Annotated in this window: 17 protein-coding genes; 8 read left to right on the top strand and 9 right to left on the bottom strand. The window is 74.1% G+C overall.

Going from position 1 to position 18,915, the window contains the following annotated elements:
- Position 1: 1 nt before the first annotated feature.
- Entirely contained in the window at positions 2–571 is a 570-nt protein-coding gene (locus DER29_RS07105; RefSeq protein WP_121396626.1) for a TetR/AcrR family transcriptional regulator, read from the bottom strand.
- Positions 572–653: 82 nt separating this feature from the next.
- Here DER29_RS07105 and DER29_RS07110 point away from each other — a divergent pair, with 82 nt between their 5' ends.
- From DER29_RS07110 to DER29_RS07125, 4 genes are all read left to right on the top strand, one after another.
- Positions 654–1,100, top strand: coding sequence for a DoxX family protein (locus tag DER29_RS07110; protein WP_121396627.1), 447 nt, complete (start codon positions 654–656; stop codon positions 1,098–1,100).
- A 25-nt stretch (positions 1,101–1,125) separates the two neighbouring features.
- Positions 1,126–1,590: a MarR family winged helix-turn-helix transcriptional regulator gene (locus DER29_RS07115; RefSeq protein WP_121396628.1), complete on the top strand. Its 465-nt coding sequence runs from the start codon at positions 1,126–1,128 to the stop codon at positions 1,588–1,590.
- Positions 1,584–3,317: an ABC transporter ATP-binding protein gene (locus tag DER29_RS07120; RefSeq protein WP_121396629.1), complete on the top strand. Its 1,734-nt coding sequence runs from the start codon at positions 1,584–1,586 to the stop codon at positions 3,315–3,317. The genes DER29_RS07115 and DER29_RS07120 overlap by 7 nt, the downstream gene beginning before the upstream one ends.
- Before the next feature lie 76 nt (positions 3,318–3,393).
- Complete coding sequence (locus DER29_RS07125; RefSeq protein ID WP_233599669.1) at positions 3,394–5,454, top strand: ABC transporter ATP-binding protein; 2,061 nt, start codon at positions 3,394–3,396, stop codon at positions 5,452–5,454.
- Positions 5,455–5,513: 59 nt separating this feature from the next.
- Here DER29_RS07125 and thrS read toward each other — a convergent pair whose 3' ends face one another.
- Positions 5,514–6,746 (bottom strand): threonine--tRNA ligase, encoded by a 1,233-nt coding sequence (gene thrS, locus DER29_RS07130; protein ID WP_370040254.1) that lies wholly within the window; start codon positions 6,744–6,746, stop codon positions 5,514–5,516.
- Positions 6,747–7,278: 532 nt separating this feature from the next.
- Between thrS and DER29_RS07135 the strand changes: the two genes are divergently transcribed.
- Positions 7,279–7,926, top strand: coding sequence for a DedA family protein (locus DER29_RS07135; protein ID WP_121396630.1), 648 nt, complete (start codon positions 7,279–7,281; stop codon positions 7,924–7,926).
- Between the two features lie 95 nt (positions 7,927–8,021).
- Positions 8,022–8,642 (top strand): DUF998 domain-containing protein, encoded by a 621-nt coding sequence (locus DER29_RS07140; RefSeq protein ID WP_121396631.1) that lies wholly within the window; start codon positions 8,022–8,024, stop codon positions 8,640–8,642.
- Here DER29_RS07140 and DER29_RS07145 read toward each other — a convergent pair.
- Positions 8,620–10,023, bottom strand: coding sequence for an NAD(P)H-quinone dehydrogenase (locus DER29_RS07145; protein WP_121396632.1), 1,404 nt, complete (start codon positions 10,021–10,023; stop codon positions 8,620–8,622). The genes DER29_RS07140 and DER29_RS07145 overlap by 23 nt on opposite strands.
- 165 nt (positions 10,024–10,188) lie before the next feature.
- Between DER29_RS07145 and DER29_RS07150 the strand changes: the two genes are divergently transcribed.
- A complete protein-coding gene (locus DER29_RS07150) occupies positions 10,189–10,644 on the top strand; it encodes a gamma-glutamylcyclotransferase (protein ID WP_121396633.1) in 456 nt (151 codons plus the stop codon).
- A 91-nt stretch (positions 10,645–10,735) separates the two neighbouring features.
- On the opposite strand, the gene DER29_RS07155 is transcribed toward DER29_RS07150, so the two are convergent.
- The 4 genes from DER29_RS07155 to DER29_RS07170 all read right to left on the bottom strand — a co-directional run bounded on the left by DER29_RS07155 (position 10,736) and on the right by DER29_RS07170 (position 14,136).
- On the bottom strand, positions 10,736–11,698 hold the full coding sequence (locus tag DER29_RS07155; RefSeq protein ID WP_121396634.1) for a GNAT family N-acetyltransferase: 963 nt from the start codon (positions 11,696–11,698) through the stop codon (positions 10,736–10,738).
- 80 nt (positions 11,699–11,778) lie between these two features.
- The gene (locus DER29_RS07160) at positions 11,779–12,522 is read right to left on the bottom strand and encodes a hypothetical protein (RefSeq protein ID WP_121396635.1); all 744 of its coding nucleotides are present in this window, start codon (positions 12,520–12,522) and stop codon (positions 11,779–11,781) included.
- Positions 12,523–12,550: 28 nt separating this feature from the next.
- Positions 12,551–13,501 (bottom strand): hypothetical protein, encoded by a 951-nt coding sequence (locus DER29_RS07165; protein WP_121396636.1) that lies wholly within the window; start codon positions 13,499–13,501, stop codon positions 12,551–12,553.
- 5 nt (positions 13,502–13,506) lie between these two features.
- On the bottom strand, positions 13,507–14,136 hold the full coding sequence (locus DER29_RS07170) for an MBL fold metallo-hydrolase (RefSeq protein ID WP_121396637.1): 630 nt from the start codon (positions 14,134–14,136) through the stop codon (positions 13,507–13,509).
- 116 nt (positions 14,137–14,252) lie between these two features.
- Between DER29_RS07170 and DER29_RS07175 the strand changes: the two genes are divergently transcribed.
- A complete protein-coding gene (locus DER29_RS07175; RefSeq protein WP_121396638.1) occupies positions 14,253–15,263 on the top strand; it encodes a DUF4349 domain-containing protein in 1,011 nt (336 codons plus the stop codon).
- On the opposite strand, the gene DER29_RS07180 is transcribed toward DER29_RS07175, so the two are convergent.
- Positions 15,220–16,479 carry an amidohydrolase gene (locus DER29_RS07180; RefSeq protein WP_121396639.1) on the bottom strand — a complete coding sequence of 420 codons (1,260 nt, stop codon included), beginning with the start codon at positions 16,477–16,479 and terminating at the stop codon, positions 15,220–15,222. The genes DER29_RS07175 and DER29_RS07180 overlap by 44 nt on opposite strands.
- A gap of 790 nt (positions 16,480–17,269) precedes the next feature.
- Positions 17,270–18,853, bottom strand: a complete 1,584-nt coding sequence (locus DER29_RS07185; protein ID WP_121396640.1) for a methylmalonyl-CoA mutase — start codon at positions 18,851–18,853, stop codon at positions 17,270–17,272.
- Between the last annotated feature and the right edge of the window lie 62 nt (positions 18,854–18,915).

The following is an 18,915-nucleotide window of genomic DNA, read 5'->3' on the forward strand; positions in this document are numbered from 1 at the left end:
GTCAGGGCTTCGGGAAGAGGCGGTGGATCACCTCGCGGGCCGCCGCCCGGGGGTCGTCGCCGACCCGGGGCGGCAGCGCGCCCGAGAGCCAGAGCGTGGCGAAGCCGTGCACGATGGACCAGGCCGCGAGCGCGTCGCCCTGCGGATCCTCCGCCGTCGGGCGTCGCCCGGGCAGCGCGGCGACGCCCGCGTGCAGCGCGTCCCCGGCGCGCTGGCGGGCCGCCACAAGCTCCTCCGCGTCGGGCCGGTAGAGGTCCGGACGGAACATCACCTCGAAGTGCGCGCGGTGGCCGACCGCGAAGTCGACGTACGCGACGCCCCGGTCGAGCAGGTCGCCGCCGGCGCCGTACAGCGCCTCGGCCAGCAGGTGGAAGCCCTCGGCGGCGAGGGCGGTGAGCAGCCCGGACTTGTCGCCGAAGTGGTGCGCCGGGGCAGCGTGCGAGACGCCCGCCCGGCGGGCCAGGTCGCGCAGGCTCAGTGCCGCCGGGCCCGACTCCTCGATCACCTGCACCGCCGCCGCGAGCAGGGCGCGACGCAGGTCGCCGTGGTGGTAGCCGCGCGTTCCGCTCATGCCGCCATCGTATCTAGCCGTTGACAAGATGACACCTCAGGGGCAATCTTGTCGGCGACAAGTTGCTACCGAGGAGGTACCGATGGCTCCGCTGATCGCACTCGTGGCCGGCGCCGCGCTCGCCCGGCTGGCCGGACTGGTCGGCGTGGCCGCCCTCGACGGCTGGCACCCGGCGCTGCGGGTGGGCCTGGCGCTGATGTCCGTGGTGACCGGCGTCGCGCACTTCGCCCCCGCCCACCGGGCCGACATGATCGCGATGGTGCCGCCCGGCCTGCCCCGGCCCGGCCTGCTGGTCACCATCACCGGGGCCCTGGAGCTGGTGGGCGCGGTCGGGCTGCTGGTGCCGGCGACCGCCCGCTGGGCCGCGGCCGGGCTGGCCCTGTTGATGCTGGCCATGTTCCCCGCGAACGTCTCGGCGGTCCGGCGCGGACTGACCCTGGCCGGCCGCCCGGCGACCCCCCTCGGCCCGCGCACGGCGGAGCAGATCCTCTTCGTCGGAGTGGCGGCCGCTATTTCGTTTGGGGCCTGACGTTCAGGCCGCTAATCTATCGGCCATGGAACTGATGACGCTACGGGACGTGCCCATAGCGCGACTGCTCGTGGTCGCCGGGCACGTCACCGGACAGCGGTGGAACCGCTACCTGGCCGAGGCGCACGGCCTCACCCAGGCGGGGATGGTCACCCTGATGACCCTCGCCGAGCACGGCGAACTGCCGCACCGCACGGTGGCCGAGCACTGTTTCGTCCGGCCGGCCACCCTGACCGGCATCGTCGACACCCTCGAACGCGACGGCCTCGTCGAGCGGCAGCGCGACGAGGCCGACCGGCGCAGCGTCAAGATCGCGATCACGCCGGCCGGCCGCGCCCGGATCGACGCGCTGACCGCCATGATCCGCTCCGGACACCCGCTGACCTCGGTCGACGCCGACCCGGCGAAGGCGGCGGTGATCCGCGAGTTCCTCCTCGAAGTCATCGGCAACGGCGACCAGGGCACCCCGGAAGGGGGCCCGGCATGCTGACCCGGCTGCTGCGTACGCACCTTCGCCCGTACCACCGGCCGCTGGCCGCCGTGGTGCTGCTCCAGTTCGTCGGCACCATGGCGTCGCTCTACCTGCCCAGCCTCAACGCCGACATCATCGACCTCGGCGTGGCCCGGGGCGACACCGGCTACATCCTGCGCACCGGCGGCTGGATGCTCGCGGTCAGCCTGGTCCAGATCGTCTGCTCCGTCGCGGCCGTCTACCTCGGCGCGCGCACGGCGATGGCCTTCGGCCGGGACGTCCGGTCGTCGATCTTCGGGCACGTCAACCGCTTCTCCGCCCGCGAGGTCGCCCGGTTCGGCGCGCCCTCGCTGATCACCCGCAACACCAACGACGTGCAGCAGGTGCAGATGCTCGTGCTGATGAGCTGCACGATGCTCGTCGCCGTACCCATCATGAGCGTCGGCGGCGTGGTGATGGCGCTGCGCGAAGACGTCGGGCTCTCCTGGCTGATGCTCGTCAGCGTGCCCGTGCTGGCCGTCGCCCTGTGGCTGATCATCCGGCGGATGGTGCCGGGCTTCCGGCTCATGCAGACCCGCATCGACACGGTCAACCGGGTGCTGCGCGAGCAGATCACCGGCATCCGGGTGGTGCGCGCGTTCGTCCGGGAGCCGTACGAGACGGATCGCTTCGCCACGGCGAACGCCGACCTCACCGCGACCGCCCTGCGCATCGGCCGCCTGATGGCGTTGATCTTCCCGGTGGTGATGCTGGTGCTCAACGTCTCCAGCGTCGCGGTGCTCTGGTTCGGCGCCGAGCGGGTGGACGCCGGGGCGATCCAGGTCGGCGCCCTCACCGCCTTCCTCCAGTACCTGATGCAGATCCTGATGGCCGTCATGATGGCCACCTTCATGCTGATGATGGTGCCGCGGGCGGCGGTCTGTGCCGAACGGATCGTCGAGGTGCTCGACACCGACTCCTCCGTGGTGCCCGCCGCCCACCCCGTGACCGAGGTGACCGCCCACGGCGAGCTGGAGTTGCGCGACGTCGCGTTCCAGTACCCGGGCGCGGCCGAGCCGGTGCTGCGCGACGTGTCGTTCCGGGTGACGCCGGGGACGACGACGGCGGTCATCGGCAGCACCGGCGCGGGCAAGACCACCCTGCTGTCGCTCGTGCCCCGGCTGGTCGACGCGACCGCCGGCGCGGTGCTGGTCGACGGCGTCGACGTACGGGACCTGGCGCCGGACGAGCTGTGGCGCCGCATCGGTCTGGTGCCGCAGCGGCCGTACCTGTTCACCGGGACCGTGGCGAGCAACCTGCGCTACGGCAACCCGGACGCGACCGACGCGGAACTCTGGGAGGCGCTGGAGATTGCCCAGGCGCGGGACTTCGTCGAGGCGATGTCCGAGGGGCTGGAAGCGCCGATCGCGCAGGGCGGCACGAACGTCTCGGGCGGGCAACGGCAGCGGCTGGCCATCGCGCGGGCCCTGGTCCGGCGGCCGGAGATCTACCTCTTCGACGACTCGTTCTCCGCGCTCGACCTCGGCACGGACGCGCGGCTGCGGGCGGCGCTGCGCCCCGTCACCGCGGACGCCGCCGTGGTGATCGTGGCGCAGCGGGTCTCCACCATCGTCGGCGCCGACCAGATCGTCGTGCTCGAGAACGGGGGCGTGGTCGGGATCGGCCGGCACGACGAACTACTACTCACCTGCCCGACGTACGCCGAGATCGTGGCGTCGCAGAACACCACGGGGGTGGTCGCGTGAGCGCGCGGAGCGAGCGAACCGTCAGGCACAGCGGCGCGGCGCCTCGCGCCGTCGCCGAGCGGAGCGAGGTGGCGGAATGAGCACCGTACCGCAGCAGAAGCCGGCCGCCGACGCGGCGACGCCGAAGCGGCTGCCGCCCGGCGGGCAGCGCGGCGGTCCGCACGCGGGCGTCGGGATGCCCGCCGAGCGGTCGATGAACTTCGGGCCCTCGGCCCGGCGGCTGCTGGGCCGGCTGCGCCCGCAGCGCCTCCAGCTCATCGCCGTGATCGCGCTGGCGGTGCTCAGCGTCGGGCTCAGCGTGGTCGGGCCGAAGGTGCTCGGCTGGGCCACCGACCTGATCTTCACCGGGGTGATCGGCCGGCAGTTGCCGGCGGGCACCACCGCGGACCAGGCGGTGGCCGCGGCGCGGGCGGCCGGCAACGACAACTTCGCCGACATGCTCGCCCGGATGGACGTGGTGCCCGGCGTGGGCATCGACTTCGCCGCGCTGGCGCGGGTGCTGCTGCTGGCGCTCGGGCTCTACCTGGCGGCCAGCCTGCTGATGTGGTGGCAGGGCTGGCTGCTCAACGGGGTGGTGCAGCGCACCGTGCTGCGGCTGCGCGCCGAGGTGGAGGAGAAGCTGAACCGGCTGCCGCTGCCCTACTTCGACCGGCAGCCCCGGGGCGAGCTGCTCAGCCGGGTCACCAACGACATCGACAACATCTCGACGAGCCTCCAGCAGACGCTGAGCCAGCTGCTCACCTCGCTGCTCACCGTGGTCGGCGTGCTCGCCATGATGTTCTGGATCTCGCCGCTGCTGGCCCTGGTGGCCCTGGTCGCGGTCCCGGTCTCGGTGGTCGTCACCGGTGCCATCGCCAAGCGGTCGCAGCGGCAGTTCATCGCCCAGTGGGCGCACACCGGCGAGCTGAACGGTCAGATCGAGGAGGCGTTCACCGGCCACGAGCTGGTCAAGGTCTTCGGCCGGCAGCGCGAGGTCGAGGCGGCCTTCACCGCGAAGAACGACGAGCTGTTCCGGGCGAGCTTCGGCGCCCAGTTCATCAGCGGGATCATCATGCCGGCGATGATGTTCGTCGGGAACCTCAGCTACGTGGCGATCGCCGTGGTCGGTGGCCTGCGGGTGGCGTCGGGGTCGATGAGCCTCGGCGACGTGCAGGCGTTCATCCAGTACTCGCGGCAGTTCACCCAGCCGCTCACCCAGGTCGCCTCGATGGCGAACCTGCTCCAGTCCGGGGTGGCCTCCGCCGAGCGGGTCTTCGCCGTGCTCGACGCCGAGGAGCAGAGCCCCGACCCGGCCGAGCCGGCCCGGGTACGCGACCCGCACGGCCGGGTCGAGTTCGCGAACGTCTCCTTCCGGTACTCCCCCGACAAGCCGCTGATCGAGGACCTCTCCCTGGTCGCCGAGCCCGGCCACACGGTCGCCATCGTCGGGCCGACCGGGGCCGGCAAGACCACGCTGGTCAACCTGGTCATGCGCTTCTACGAGCTGGACGCCGGCCGGATCACGCTCGACGGGGTGGACGTCACCACGATGCGCCGCGACGACCTGCGCGGCCGCATCGGCATGGTGCTCCAGGAGACCTGGCTCTTCGGGGGCACCATCCGCGACAACATCGCGTACGGCCGCCCCGGGGCGACCGAGGAGGAGATCCTGGCCGCGGCCCGGGCGACGTTCGTGGACCGGTTCGTACGCAGCCTGCCCGACGGCTACGACACGGTGATCGACGAGGAGGGCAGCAACGTCAGCGCCGGCGAGAAGCAGCTCATCACGATCGCCCGGGCCTTCCTCGCCGAGCCGTCGCTGCTGATCCTGGACGAGGCGACCAGCTCGGTGGACACCCGCACCGAGGTGCTGCTCCAGCGGGCCATGGCGGCGCTGCGGTCGGACCGGACGAGCTTCGTCATCGCGCACCGGCTCTCCACCATCCGCGACGCCGACCTGATCCTGATGATGGAGGACGGCCGGATCGTGGAGCAGGGCACGCACGACGAGCTGCTCGCCGCGCGGGGCGCGTACCACCGCCTGTACCGGTCGCAGTTCACCGCCGCCCTCCAGCCCGACCCCGACCCTCAGGCCACCCCCGGGCCCGACCTGCGGCCCGACCCCGAGCCCGCGCCGCTCGAAGGGTCGTCCCGGTGACGGGGAGGCCGCCGGCGGCGACGGGCGGGCGGTCGACGGGGTCGGGGCCGGGCGGGGGCTCAGCGGGTCGGCAGCAGGGCCGGGCCGCGGTCGGCCACCACCGCGCCGATCAGCCGGAGGGCGTCGGCGGCGGGCATCGGATCCAGGGCCCGGCCGCCGCGCAACCGCAGCGACACCGCGCCCCCGGCCGCCTCGCGGGGGCCGACGACGGCGGCGTACGGGACCCGGGCGCGGGCCGCGTCGCGGATGCGGGAGCCCAGCGAATCGGCCCCGTCGACCTCGACGCGCAGCCCGGCGGCCAGCGCGTCGCGGGCGAGCCGGGCCGCCGCCCCGGCCTGCTCGTCCCCGACGGGCAGCACCACCAGCTGCACCGGGGCGTACCAGGCGGGGAAGGCGCCCTCATGCACCTCGATGAGGTACGCGAAGAGCCGCTCCATGCTGCCGACGAGGCTCCGGTGCACCATCACCGGTCGACGCCGCGCCCCGGACGCGTCGGTGTACGACAGGTCGAACCGCTCCGGCTTGTCGAAGTCGAGCTGGACGGTGGAGAGGGTGAACTCGCGGCCGGCGGCGTCCACCACCTGGATGTCGATCTTCGGGCCGTAGAAGGCGGCCTCCCCCGGGGCCTCAATGAACTCCACCCCGTCGAGCGCGGCGCGGAGCAGCTCCTCCGCCCGCGCCCACTGGGCGTCGTCCCCGACGTACTTCTCCCCCGGCCCGCGCAGCGACAGCCGGAACCCCGCCGGCCGTACGCCGAGCGCCGCGTGCGCCTCGCGGATCAGCCGGAGGATCTCGACGACCTCCTCGCCCACCTGCTCCAGGGCGCAGAAGTTGTGCGCGTCGTTGAGCGAGATGGCCCGCACCCGGGAGAGCCCGCCGAGCACCCCCGAGCGCTCGGCGCGGTACATGCCGCCCAGCTCGGCGATCCGCAGCGGCAGCTCCCGGTAGGAGCGGCCCCGGGCCCGGAACACCAGGGCGTGGTGCGGGCAGAGCGCCGGCCGCAGCACGAACTCGTCGTCGGCGCCGAGCGCCATCGGCGGGAACATGTCGTCGGCGAAGTAGCCGAGGTGGCCGGAGAGTTCGAACAGTTCCCGCCTGCCCAGCGGCGGGGTGAGCACGTGCCGGTAGCCGGCCCGGCGTTCCAGCTCGCGGACGTACTCCTCGACGGCGTGCCGGGCGGCGGCGCCGGCCGGCAGCCAGAGCGGCAGCCCGGCGCCGGCCAGCGGGTCGGAAGCGAACAGCTCCAGCTCCCGGCCGAGCCTGCGGTGGTCGATCATGTCGCGCTCCTTGATCTGGTACGACCCGGAGGCGACCCGGTCACCGGACGCCACGAGGCCCCGGGGCGGATCGCCCCGGGGCCTCGTCGACTGTCAGGTCAGTACGGCGCGCCGGGGTCTCCCGGCGTCGTGGTGGATACCGCACTGCGCATGGGGCGACGGTACGTCCCCGGTCGCGGGGACCGCAGCCGGTTTTTCCGGGCGGTCCGGCACCCGGACGGCGGGGGCGGGAGCACGGGTCGGCACGCCGCGCGGCACGGGGGCGGGCCGCCGGCACGGGACCTGCCGGCGGCCCGCGGCGGCCGCACCGTCAGGAACGGGGGACCCGACGGTCGTGGGGCCGCGCGCCGACAACGGTACGCCCGGCCGTCCCGATCCGCCGACCCTCGACGCTGCGCCGACGCGTCACCTGCGGCGGTGTCCGCTCGTTGTGTCCGGTGGCCCTGCCGTGTCGGTGGTCACCACGCGCCAGGGCCCCGCCCCGTGACGCCGGACGACCCGTCAGGCTCGGTACCCGCAATCGGCCCCGTCCGGCGAGGTGGCAGTCGTGCCCGAACTACTCACTGAGGTCGCATCGCCGGCCTGGGCGTACCTCGCACTGCTCGCGCTGCTGGTCGCGGACGCCTTCGTCCCCGTGATCCCCACCCAGGTCGTGATGATCACCGGCGGCGCCCTCACCGTGTACGGCGGGCTGAACCTGCCGGTGACCATCGCCGTGGGCGCGCTCGGCGTCTTCGTCGGGGACCTGGCCTGCTACCTGCTCGGGCGGGGCGCGCCGGACCGCCGGGCGCCGCGCGACGCCCACCGGGGCCGGGCCCGGCGCGTCGCCAGCCGGGTCACCCAGGGGCTGCGCCGGCCCGGGCCGCTCGTGATCCTGCTCTGCCGCTTCGTGCCGGGCGGCCGGATGGCGGCCTGCTTCTCGGCCGGCCGCAGCCGGTACCCGTACCGGCTCTTCCTGCTCTACGAGGGCCTGGCGGCGCTGGGCTGGGCCACGTACGGCGGGCTGGTCGGGCACCTCGGCGGGACGGCGCTCACCGAGTCCGCGTGGCGGCTGGCGCTGATCGCGGGGGTCGCCGCAGCCGGCTTCGCGGCGGCGGGCTGGGCCATGACCGCCGTCGGGGCACGGCGGGCGGCCGAGTCGGTCGCGGTGCCCATCGTCGTCCCGGCGCGGCGGGACGCGCCCGGGGCGGAGTGACCGGCCGCGCCGGCGCCGCCTAGGGGTGGTCCCGGGGGCCGATCTCGGTGGGCGGCCCGGATCCGTCTGGGGTCCCTGCCGGGACAGGCTGGGCCATGCGCGGAACCCGGAACAGTGGACTGCTGGCGCTCGGCGGGATCGCCCTGGCGACACTGCTCGCCGTGGTCGGCCACGTCGAGGTGAACGAGAACCTGGACCCGTGGACGCTGACCGTCAGCGACTACGCCGTCTCCGACCGGGGCGGCGTCATCGACGTCGCCATGCTGGTGCTCGCGGCGGCCACCGCCGTGCTCCTGCCCGCCCTGTGGCGCGTCCACCGGCCGCCCGCCGCCGGACCGGGGCGGGCGGCCGAGGTGTTCCTGGCCGCCTGGGTCGGCGGGCTGCTGCTGGCCGCGGTGGTGCCGACGAACGAGCCCGGCCTGCCCATGGACACCGCCGCCTACGTCCACCGGTACGCCTCGGTGGTCGCCTTCCTGGCGCTGCCGGTCGCCGGCTGGCTGCTCGCCCGACGCCTGCCGGAGGCCGCCGGCCGGCGGGTACGCGCTCTCGCCACGGCCAGCGTGGTCCTGGCGGCGGCGATGGTCTGGTCGGCCTACCCCGGCGACCGGCTGCTGCTCGGCCTGGTCGAGCGCCTGCTGATCCTCACCGAGGTCGCCGTGCTCGTCGTCGTCGCGGTCACCCTGCTCCGGCGGGTCACTCCAGCTCGTGCAGCATGAGCTGGCGGGCGGCCTCGGTGATGGAGCCGGAGAGGCTCGGGTAGATCGTGATCGTCTGGGCCAGCTCGTTGACCGTGAGGTTGTTCTCCACCGCCATGGTGATCGGCAGGATCAGCTCGCTCGCCTTCGGCGCCACCACCACGCCGCCGATCACCTGCCCGCTGGCCGGGCGGCAGAAGAGCTTGACGAAGCCGTCGGCGAGGTCGTCCATCTTGGCGCGGGCGTTGCCGTCCAGCGGCAGCATGACCTGCCGGGCCGGCACCTTGCCGGCGTCGACCTCGTCCTGCGAGACGCCCACGGTGGCCAGCTCCGGGTCGGTGAAGACGTTCGCCGCGACGGTACGCAGCCGCAGCGGCCGGACCGCCTCGCCGAGCGCGTGCCACATCGCGATCCGACCCTGCATGGCGGCCACGCTGGCCAGCGGCAGCACCCCGGTGCAGTCGCCGGCCGCGTAGATGCCGGGCACGTTGGTCCGGGAGACCCGGTCGACGGTGACGTAGCCGCCCCGGGCCAGCGCGACGCCGTACTCGGCCAGGCCCAGGTCGGCGGTGTTGGGGATGGAGCCGACCGCGATCAGCGCGTGCGAGCCGGCCACCCTGCGCCCGTCGGAGAGCTCGACCTCCACCCCGTCGGCGGTACGCCGGACCGCGTCCGCCCGGGAGTTGTTCAGGATGCTCATGCCCCGGTTGCGGAAGACCCGCTCGATGGCCATGGCCGCGTCGGCGTCCTCGTGCGGCATCACCCGGTCGCGGCTGGAGACCAGGGTCACCTGCACGCCCATCGCCAGGTAGGCGCTGGCGAACTCCGCACCGGTGACGCCGGAGCCGACCACGATCAGGTGCTCGGGCAGCTCCGGCAGGTCGTACACCTGGCGCCAGGTCAGGATGCGCTCGCCGTCCGGGACGGCGGTGGGCAGCTGGCGCGGGGTGGCGCCGGTGGCGACCAGCACGGTCGACGCGGCGATGGACTGCTCCCCGCCGCCGTCGGTCGGGGTGACGAGCACCCGGTGGGTGTGGCCGAGGGTGTCCTCGCCTAGCCGGGCGGTGCCCGACACGAAGGTCACCCCGGCCTTGACCAGCTTGGCGTGGATGTCGGCGGACTGGGCGAGCGCGAGGCGCTTGACCCGCTCGTGCACCGTGCGGGCGTCGACCGTGACCGCCTCCAGCCCGTCGGAGTGCACCCCGAACTCCTCGGTGTCCCGGTAGCCGGTCACCACCTCGGAGCTGGCGATGAAGGTCTTCGACGGTACGCAGTCGGACAGCACGCAGGCCCCGCCGGCGCCCTCGGCCTCCACGACGGTGACATCAGCGTCCAGCTGCGCGGCGACCAGTGCCGCCTCGTAACCGGCCGGTCCACCGCCGATGATCACGATCCGGCTCACAGGGCCATCCTTTCGTTCGCGGCTGCGGGGCTCCGCTCCGCTGCACTCCTCGCGCTCACCGTGCCCGCCCCCGACCAATGCTCACAGTGACTTTCTTCTCCCGAACGCGTCCGACACGCTCTGTCGTATTCTCCCCCACCCCGCGGGCGGGCTATCGTCATCGCCGTGCGTCATCACGCCGCCTACGGCTCTAACCTCGACCCCGCCCGCATGCGCGCCTACTGTCCGCATTCGCCGATGGTGGGCACCGGCTGGCTGGAAGGCTGGCGGCTCACCTTCGCGGGCGAGAACGTGATCGGCTGGGAGGGTGCGGTCAGCACGGTCGTCGAGTCCCCCGGCGACCGGGTCTTCGTGGCGATCTACGACATCCACCCCTACGACGCCGCCCAGCTCGACGAGCTCGAGGGGGTGACCGCCGGCACGTACCGCAAGCTGCACGTGCGCGTCTCGACCCTCGACGGCGACGTGACCGCGTGGATCTACGTCTTCGACGGGTACGAGGGCGGCCTGCCCACGGCGTGGTACCTCTCGGAGATCGCGAACGCCGCCGAGAAGGCGGGCGCACCGGACGACTACGTCACCGAGCTGCGGTCCCGCCCCACCGGCACCGCGTCGGCCTAGCCCGTACCGTCGGCCCCGCGCGTATCCCACGGCCCCCAGTCTGCTCCGGCACCGGGCGGGGCCCCCATCCGGCCCCGCCCGGCGTCGTCAATCACACACCGGCGGCCGGCACGACCAGCTCGTACATGTCGACCCGGCGCACCTCGCGCAGCCCCACCGAGCGATAGAGCGACAGCGGGGCGGTCGGGTTGGCCAGATCGAGGCCGAGGCCGGCGGACTCCCGGCCCTTCTGCGCGTACCGGGCGAACGCGTGGCTCAGCAGCGCCGCGCCAACCCCCCGGCGCCGCTGGCCGGGCAGCACGGCCAGGTTCTTGACCCAGCCCTCGTTGCGGTCGAGCGCCTGGTCGGAGGACTGGAGCGCGCCCGCCGGCTGCCCGTCCACCTCGGCGACGAACCACTCGTCCCAGGCGGTGTCGGCCTCGAAGCGGGCCCGCCAGCGCTCGTAGGGCAGCGGCTCGTAGTCGGGGATGCTCTGGAAGGCGACGTCGTAGATCCGGTGGAAGTCGCGCAGTTCCGGCTCATCGCCGGGGCGCAGCGCACGGACCGTCACCCCGGGCGGCGGTGCCGGCGGCTCGGCGGGCAGCCCCGCCAGCGACCGGCTCATGACCTGGTAACGCTTGGCGAAGCGGAAGCCCGCGTCGACCAGCTCGCCGGCCCACCGCTGCTCGGGCGGGTAGACGGGACAGCGGACCGTCAGGGCCGGCAGGCCCCGCTCGGCGGCCCGCCCGGCCACCCGCTGCACCTGCCGGGCCAGCAGCGGCGCCCGTACCGCCGCACCCCGTTCCGGGTCGACGAACACGTCGACGAACTCCCGCCCCGAGCCGGTCGGGTTGTCGATGACCGCCCAGGCCACCAGCGTGCCGTCGGGATCGGTCACCACCCAGGAGTCGCGGGCCGGGTCGAAGAACGGCGCGGTCAGCGCGGCCGTGACGTCGTCGGCGTCGAAGTCCGGGTAGCCGATGGCGAAGGTGTCGGCGGCATGCACCACCGTCAGGATCGCCGGTACGTCGTCCAGGGTGGGGCGGCGGGCGTGCCAGCCGGCGGGAAGAGTCACGGAGGCGATCCTGACAGGCGGGCCGAGGGGCCGCCGCCGATTTTCCGGCCGCCCCGGCGGCCGGGTGCCGGCGCGTCGGCTCAGCCCGGGTCGGTCAGGTGGGTCCGGGTCGCGGTGAGCAGCTCCACCAGCTCGGCACCGTCGGCCGGGCCGAGCGCCGCGAACGCCGGCGAGGCCAGCCGGTCGGTCACCGCCTCGGCCCAGAGCCGCCGCCGGACCAGCGGCCCGACCGGCGGGTACGGCGGTGGCCAGCCGCAGGCGACCGCGCCCGCCTCCCCCTCCGGCCCGGCGAGCACGGCCTCCAGCGGGGTCATCCCGCTGGCCCTGACCGCGATCAGGTGGGCCCCGGCGAAGTACTCCCGGAGCAGGCGCAGGCCGACGGCCGCCCGGGCACCGGCCGTCCGGACCGGCACCGGCATGGCGCGCCAGGCGGCGAAGAGCGGCATGCCGCTGGCGTCCGCGGCGTCGACCGCGCGGCTGAGCAGGGCGGCGAGCCGGCTCACCCCGGCGAGGGCGTCGAGCCGCTCCTCGCCCCACCGGCAGCACTCAACCAGGGTGGCGGCGGCCACCTCGACCGGCGGGACGACCCGCCGGGCCGCGTCCCAGCCGTCGGCGACCGCTTCGGGGGCCAGGAAGCCGAGGGCGGCGGCGACCGTCTCGGCGCGGACGTCCCCGAGGGCGCCGGCCCGCCCGGTGACGTAGAACGCCCAGCCGGAGATGCCGAGCAGCCGCGCCCGACGCAGGGTGGTCGGGCAGCGGGTGAAGATGTCGCCGAGTTCCAGCACGACCGGTTTGCTGGCCGCGGCGACCTGTTCCGGCGTCATCCGCGCACTCCCCGTCCGTCCACAGAGGTCAGTCTGCCGCGCCGTCGCCCGACTCGGCATCCCCCTCTTCGGCATCGAGGGCCTCCACCGCCGCCTCGACCTCGCCGGCGCGGCGGCGCGCCGCCGTCACCACCCGTTCCGCACCGCGCCGCGCCAGCCTCGCCCGGCTCAGGTCCTGCTCGGCGACGGCCCGGCGCCGCTCCAGCTCGGCCAGTTCCGCCTCGATCGCGTCCAGGGCGCCGGCGCCGTCGCGCTCGGCCGCCGTCGCGCCGGCCAGCTCCGCCTCGGCGCGTTCCTGGTCGGTGCGCGCCCTGGCCAGCTCCTTCTCCAGCGCCCGCCGTCGGCGCGCCCGCTCCGCCCGGGCGGCCCGTTCCGCCTGTTCGGCACGGAGCGCGGCCCGGTCGGCGCCGCCCCGCTGCTTCCCGGTCGGCTCGGGCGGGGGCGCCGGTTCCGGCTCCTCCCCACCGGTCACCAGCCGCAGCTGGGGGCGGGGCACCTCGCCGAAGCCTGCGTAGGTGGCGGCCCGCAGCAGCCGGCCGGAGCGGACCTGTTCGGCGACGTCGGTGTCGGCGAGCGCGGCGTTGAGGGTGGCCTCCACCTCGGCCAGCGGCAGCTTCCCGGCCGGCGGGGCCCCCTCGGCCCCGGTCGCCAGCTTGCGCACCTCGGCGACGAGCGCGCCGACCACCGCCCGCCGCTGGGTGGAGAGTTCCCGCAGCCGGGGCCCGCGCAGCTCGCGTTGGGCGGTGCGCAGCGCCTCGGCGAGCTGGGCCAGGTCGGCGACCAGCTCGGGGCGGCGGATGGCGAGCAGGTTGACCAGCCAGGCGGCCACGGTGGGCCGGCGCAGCCGGGCGATCTCCCGGGCGGCCTTCGGGTCGCCGGCGCGGCGGGCCTCGGCGACGGCCTCGTCGCGGATCGCGACGAACCGGTCCGGCGGGGTCGTGTAGAGCCGGTGCACCAGCTCTCGGGGCGGGCCGGGCATCGCCGTCAGGCGTCGACCCGGGTGCCCGGCTCGAGCCGGCGGTACTCCACGTCGGACAGCCGGGCGAAGTTGCCGTTGAGCACGTTGAGCCCGTTGTCGTTGAGCAGCCCGTCGTGCAGCGCGTACGCCCGGCGCGGGGCGACGGCCCGGAGGAAGTCCAGCGACTCGGAGAACTTCGTCCACGGAGCGTGGATCGGCAGGAAGAGCGTGTCGACCTGCGCGTCCTCGGGGACGACGAGGCTGTCCCCGGGGTGGTAGACGACGTCGTTCAGCAGGTACGCCAGGTTGTCGACCACCGGGATGTCGGGGTGGATCACGGCGTGCCGGCCGCCGTGGACGCGTACCGGCACGCCGGCGGCCGTGAAGGACTGTCCGGGTCGGACCGCGTCGAGCGCCTCGGCGGCGTCGCCCAGGGTGCCGGCCAGCGACGCCGGGCCGTGGATGACGAACCGGCGCCGGTCGAGCTGCCGGGTGACCGCCTCGACGTCGAGGTGGTCGGGATGCTCGTGGGTGATCAGCACCGCGTCGGCCCCGTCGAGCGCAGCCGCCTCGCTGAACACGCCCGGGTCGATGACCAGCACTCCCCCGTCGTGCTCCACCCGCAGGCAGGAGTGGGCGTACTTGGTGAGCTGCATCGTGACTCCAAGATTATCGAATCGTGATGTCCTCAGCGCAGTCTGCCGGAACCGGCGTGGTGGCGCGTCACGTCTGAGGTATCGCCCCGCACGGGGGCGAGGACGATGGAGGCGGGATGGACGGACGGGAACGGCGACGTCGGGGCGTACGACTGACGGCCGCCGCGCTGGTGGCGCTGCTCGCGCTGGCGGGCTGCGGCAGCGACGCGGGCGACAACGCCGACAGCGCGCCGGCGGCGGCCCCGGCGGATCGGGACCGGGCCGGCGGCGCGGCGGACCAGGCGGGCGGCGCGGCCGAGCGGGCCGGCGCCGCGGCCGAGAAGGGCGGCGGCAAGGCCGAGCAGGGCAGCGGCGCCGGCGCACCGGACCTGCGGGTCGACCAGCGCTCCATCATCTACACCGGCACGATGCGCGTGCAGGTGGACGATGTGGACGCGGCGGCGCGGAGTGCGATCGCCGCGGTCACGGCGGCCGGCGGTTTCGTCGGTGGTGACCAGCGGCGCAGCGTCGACGCGGACGCGCGGGCGGAGCTGGAGCTGCGCGTGCCGGCGGCGAAGTTCCACGGCGTCGTCGACGAGTTGGCGAAGCTGGGCCGGCAGCAGCGGCGGGAGATCCGCACGGAGGACGTCACCGAGCAGATGGTCGACCTGGACGCCCGGATCACCACCCAGCGCGCCCGGGTGGAGAGCGCCCGCCGGCTGCTGGCGCGGGCCACCTCGATCAGCGACCTGGTGTCGCTGGAGAACGAGCTGTCCCGCCGGGAGGCCGACCTCGCCTCGCTGGAGGCGAAGAAGGAGCGGCTGGCGGACCTGACCAGCCTGTCGACGATCACCGTGTCGCTGGTCGGCCCGGACGCGAGCACCGCCGACGACGAGACCGAGGTCGGCTTCCTGGTGGGACTGGAGGGCGGCTGGAAGGTCTTCCTGACCTCCATGACCATCCTGCTGACGGTGCTGGGTGCGGTGCTGCCGTGGCTGCTGGCGATCGGCGTACCGCTGACGGTGCTGCTGGTGGTGCTGCGCCGGCGGCGGCGCGCGGCCCCGCGGCCGATGACGCCGGCCGGACCGGCCGCGCCGCTGCCGCCTACCGCGCCGCCGCCAGTGCCCGCAGCGCGGTCTGGACCATGAGTCGTACGCCGACCGGGATGGCCCGTTCGTCCACGTCGAACGAGGCCCGGTGCAGGTCCACGTTCGGGCCGGAGCGGCCGACGCCCAGCCGGGCGAGCGCGCCGGGGACGTACTCCAGGTACCAGGAGAAGTCCTCGCCGCCCATGCTCTGCGGGGTCTCGGCGACGCCCTCCGGCCCGAGCGCGGCGACGGTGGCGGCGGTCAGGACCTGGATGGCCCGGGAGTCGTTGCACACCGGCGGGCGGCCCCGCAGGTATTCCAGGTCGACCGTGGCACCGGTCGGGGCGACGACGTCGCGCACCACCTGACCCACGATCTTGGGGGCGAGCTCCCAGGTGTCGCGGTCCATCACCCGCAGGGTGCCGGAGGCGCACGCCTCGGAGGGGATGACGTTGTAACGGGTGCCGGCCGAGGCGTGGCCGAAGACCAGCAGCAGCCCGCTGTTGGCCGGCACCCGGCGGCTGACCAGGGCCGGCACCTCGGTGATCAGGCGGCCCAGCGCGTCGACCAGGTCGACGGTCAGGTGCGGGCGGGCGGTGTGCCCGCCCGGGCCGGTGAGCCGGACGGTGACGTTGTCGGCGGCGGCGGTGATCGGGCCGACCCGCAGGCCGATCTGCCCGACCGGCAGGTTCGGGTCGCAGTGCAGCGCGAAGATCTGCACCACGTCGTCCAGGCCGCCGGCCTCGATGACCTCCAGCGAGCCGCAGGGCAGGATCTCCTCGGCGGGCTGGAAGATCAGCCGGACCCGGCCGGGCAGCTCGCCGAGGTCGGCGAGCTGGGCCAGCAGCATGCCGACGCCGAGCATCACGGTGGTGTGCACGTCGTGACCGCAGGCGTGGCAGACGCCGTCCACCGTGGAGCGGTACGGCACGTCCTTCGAGTCGGTCAGCGGCAGGGCGTCGATGTCGGCGCGCAGCGCGACCACCGGGCCGTCCGGGCGGCCGTCGATGTCGCAGATGACCCCGTTGCCCTTCGGCAGCAGCCGCGGCCTCAGCCCGGCCAGGGTGAGCTCCCGGGCGATCAGGGCGGCCGTCTCGAACTCCTCGCCGGAGAGCTCCGGGTGCGAGTGGAGGTGGCGACGGGTGGCGATCAGCCCGGGCACCCGGAGGGCGAGCAGGTGGTCCAGCTCGAACGGCAGGGGCTGGGACCCGGACGGCGCCTCCGGCCAGGACGACGCCAGCTGGTTGCCGGTGGGCAGCGTCAACGCACTCGTCACGTCGAATTCTCGTTCGCTAGAGATGGATGGATCATCAGGAACAGCAGACAGCCTAGACCTCCGACGGTGACGCTGGGCAACCTCGTTCCGGTAGTGGTCGGACCGCGCAGCGTCACGTATGCCCTGCTCGGAGCGCTCGCAGATCTGCGGGACAGCAGGTAGATCGCGGTCGAACGCCGTCATCTGCCCCACACCTCCTACAACGCGTAACCGGACCGGCGGGCCCGAAATCGGTGTCGATCTCGAGGACCGTCGTTCCGAATTGTCGCATTAGTCGGTCAGGTGAACTGACACTCCGACAATTACCCGACCACAGCCCGACCGCGGGCACCCGAGACGGTCACACGCTCCGTCCCCGACCAACCGCACACCGTGTGCGTCCACGTCCACCCGGTCGGGTTACCCCCGAACCCGTCCGGCACACGCCTCGGCCGGTGGGCCACGGCGCTCCGCGTCGCGCGCCGAGCCCTCCGGCGGCGTCGCCGGGGCCCGCTCCGCGCGTCTGCCGCCGCCGGTCGGCGGCAGCTCCTCCTCCGACTGTAGCGCTCCGCCCGCACGCCCGCGACCAGCGAAAATGCCCCGTGGGCCGGTCGTTACCGGCACGTGGACCGGCCGGTTACGACGCGGGGGGCGAAGATCGGTCGCACCGCCGCCGTGTCGTCCTGAACCGCCGCAGTGTCGTCCCGGGACCGCCGCCGACCGCGAAGACCGCCGCCGACAGGGCGGACCGACACCGACGGCCGCCCGCCCCCGGCGCGGCGGGAGATCGGGCGGCCGTCGGACGGGACGATCAGAACCGGTCGGTCGGGCGGTAGAGCCCCCACACCTGGCGCAGGGTGCCGCAGACCTCGCCCACGGTGGCGCGGGCCCGCAGCGCCTCCTTCATCGGGTAGAGCACGTTCTCGGTGCCCTCCGCGGCGGCGCGCAGCTCGGCCAGCCCCCGCTCGACCGCCCCGGCGTCCCGCTCGGCACGCAGCCGGGCCAGCCGCTCGGCCTGCGCCGCCTCGATCGTCGGGTCGACCCGCAGCGGCTCGTACGGCTCCTCCTCGTCGACGGTGAACCGGTTGAGGCCCACCACCACCCGCTCGCCGGAGTCGATCTCCTGCGCGATCCGGTAGGCGGACTGCTCGATCTCCCGCTTCTGGAAGCCCGCCTCGATGGCGTCGACCGCCGAGCCGTGGTCGGCCACCCGCTCCATCAGCTCGGTCGCCGCCGCCTCGATCTCGGCGGTCATCGCCTCCACCACGTACGAGCCGGCGAACGGGTCCACGGTGGCGGTCAGGTCCGTCTCGTACGCCAGCACCTGCTGGGTGCGCAGCGCCAGCCGGGCGGCCTTCTCGGTGGGCAGCGCGATCGCCTCGTCGAAGCTGTTGGTGTGCAGCGACTGGGTGCCGCCGAGCACCGCGCCGAGACCCTGCACCGCCACCCGGACCAGGTTGACCTCCGGCTGCTGGGCGGTGAGCTGCACGCCCGCCGTCTGGGTGTGGAAGCGCAGCATCATCGACTTCGGGTTCTTGGCGCCGAAGTCGTCGCGCATCACCCGGGCCCAGATCCGGCGGGCGGCCCGGAACTTGGCCACCTCCTCCAGCAGGGTGGTGCGGGCGACGAAGAAGAACGACAGCCGGGGCGCGAAGTCGTCCACGGCCAGCCCGGCCTCCAGCGCGGCCCGGACGTACTCGACGCCGTTGGCCAGGGTGAACGCGATCTCCTGCGCGGGCGACGCGCCGGCCTCGGCCATGTGGTAGCCGGAGATGGAGATGGTGTTCCACTTCGGCACCTCCTTGCGGCAGTAGCCGAAGGTGTCGGCGACCAGCCGCAGCGAGGGCTTCGGCGGGAAGATGTACGTCCCGCGGGCGATGTACTCCTTCAGGATGTCGTTCTGGATCGTGCCGTTGAGGGCCGCGCCGGGAACGCCGGTCTCCTCGGCCACGAGCTGGTAGAGCAGGAGCAGCACCGAGCCGGGCGCGTTGATGGTCATCGACGTCGAGACCTTGTCGAGCGGGATGCCGTCGAAGAGCAGCCGCATGTCGTCGATCGAGTCGATGGCCACCCCGACCTTGCCCACCTCGCCGTGCGCGATCGGGTCGTCGGAGTCGTAGCCCATCTGCGTGGGCAGGTCGAAGGCCACGGAGAGACCCATCGTGCCGGCCCGCAACAACTGGTGGTACCGCGCGTTGGACTCGGTGGCGGTGCCGAAACCGGCGTACTGGCGCATGGTCCAGGGGCGGGAGGTGTACATGGTGGGGTAGACCCCGCGCGCGTACGGGAACTCGCCCGGGCCGCCGAGCCGGGAGTCCAGGTCCTCCGGAAGGTCCGCCGCCGTGTAGACGCCCTTGATCGGGAAACCGGACTCGCTTGACCGCGGTTCGCTCATTAGCGGATGGTAGGACGCGCGACGGCGTCGGCGGGTGAGGGATACCGCACACCGGTCGACGG

This window comes from Micromonospora sp. M71_S20 (assembly GCF_003664255.1).
Classification (GTDB): Bacteria; Actinomycetota; Actinomycetes; order Mycobacteriales; family Micromonosporaceae; genus Micromonospora.

Bases quoted from the DNA above. Each gene is read 5' to 3' on its own strand.
- DER29_RS07125 (WP_233599669.1), top strand. From the start codon at position 3,394: ATGAGCACCGTACCGCAGCAGAAGCCGGCCGCCGACGCGGCGACGCCG.
- DER29_RS07175 (WP_121396638.1), top strand. From the start codon at position 14,253: ATGGACGGACGGGAACGGCGACGTCGGGGCGTACGACTGACGGCCGCC.
- DER29_RS07120 (WP_121396629.1), top strand. From the start codon at position 1,584: ATGCTGACCCGGCTGCTGCGTACGCACCTTCGCCCGTACCACCGGCCG.
- DER29_RS07170 (WP_121396637.1), bottom strand. From the start codon at position 14,136: ATGCAGCTCACCAAGTACGCCCACTCCTGCCTGCGGGTGGAGCACGAC.
- DER29_RS07110 (WP_121396627.1), top strand. From the start codon at position 654: ATGGCTCCGCTGATCGCACTCGTGGCCGGCGCCGCGCTCGCCCGGCTG.
- DER29_RS07105 (WP_121396626.1), bottom strand. From the start codon at position 571: ATGAGCGGAACGCGCGGCTACCACCACGGCGACCTGCGTCGCGCCCTG.
- DER29_RS07160 (WP_121396635.1), bottom strand. From the start codon at position 12,522: ATGACGCCGGAACAGGTCGCCGCGGCCAGCAAACCGGTCGTGCTGGAA.
- DER29_RS07185 (WP_121396640.1), bottom strand. From the start codon at position 18,853: ATGAGCGAACCGCGGTCAAGCGAGTCCGGTTTCCCGATCAAGGGCGTC.
- DER29_RS07140 (WP_121396631.1), top strand. From the start codon at position 8,022: ATGCGCGGAACCCGGAACAGTGGACTGCTGGCGCTCGGCGGGATCGCC.
- DER29_RS07165 (WP_121396636.1), bottom strand. From the start codon at position 13,501: ATGCCCGGCCCGCCCCGAGAGCTGGTGCACCGGCTCTACACGACCCCG.
- DER29_RS07115 (WP_121396628.1), top strand. From the start codon at position 1,126: ATGGAACTGATGACGCTACGGGACGTGCCCATAGCGCGACTGCTCGTG.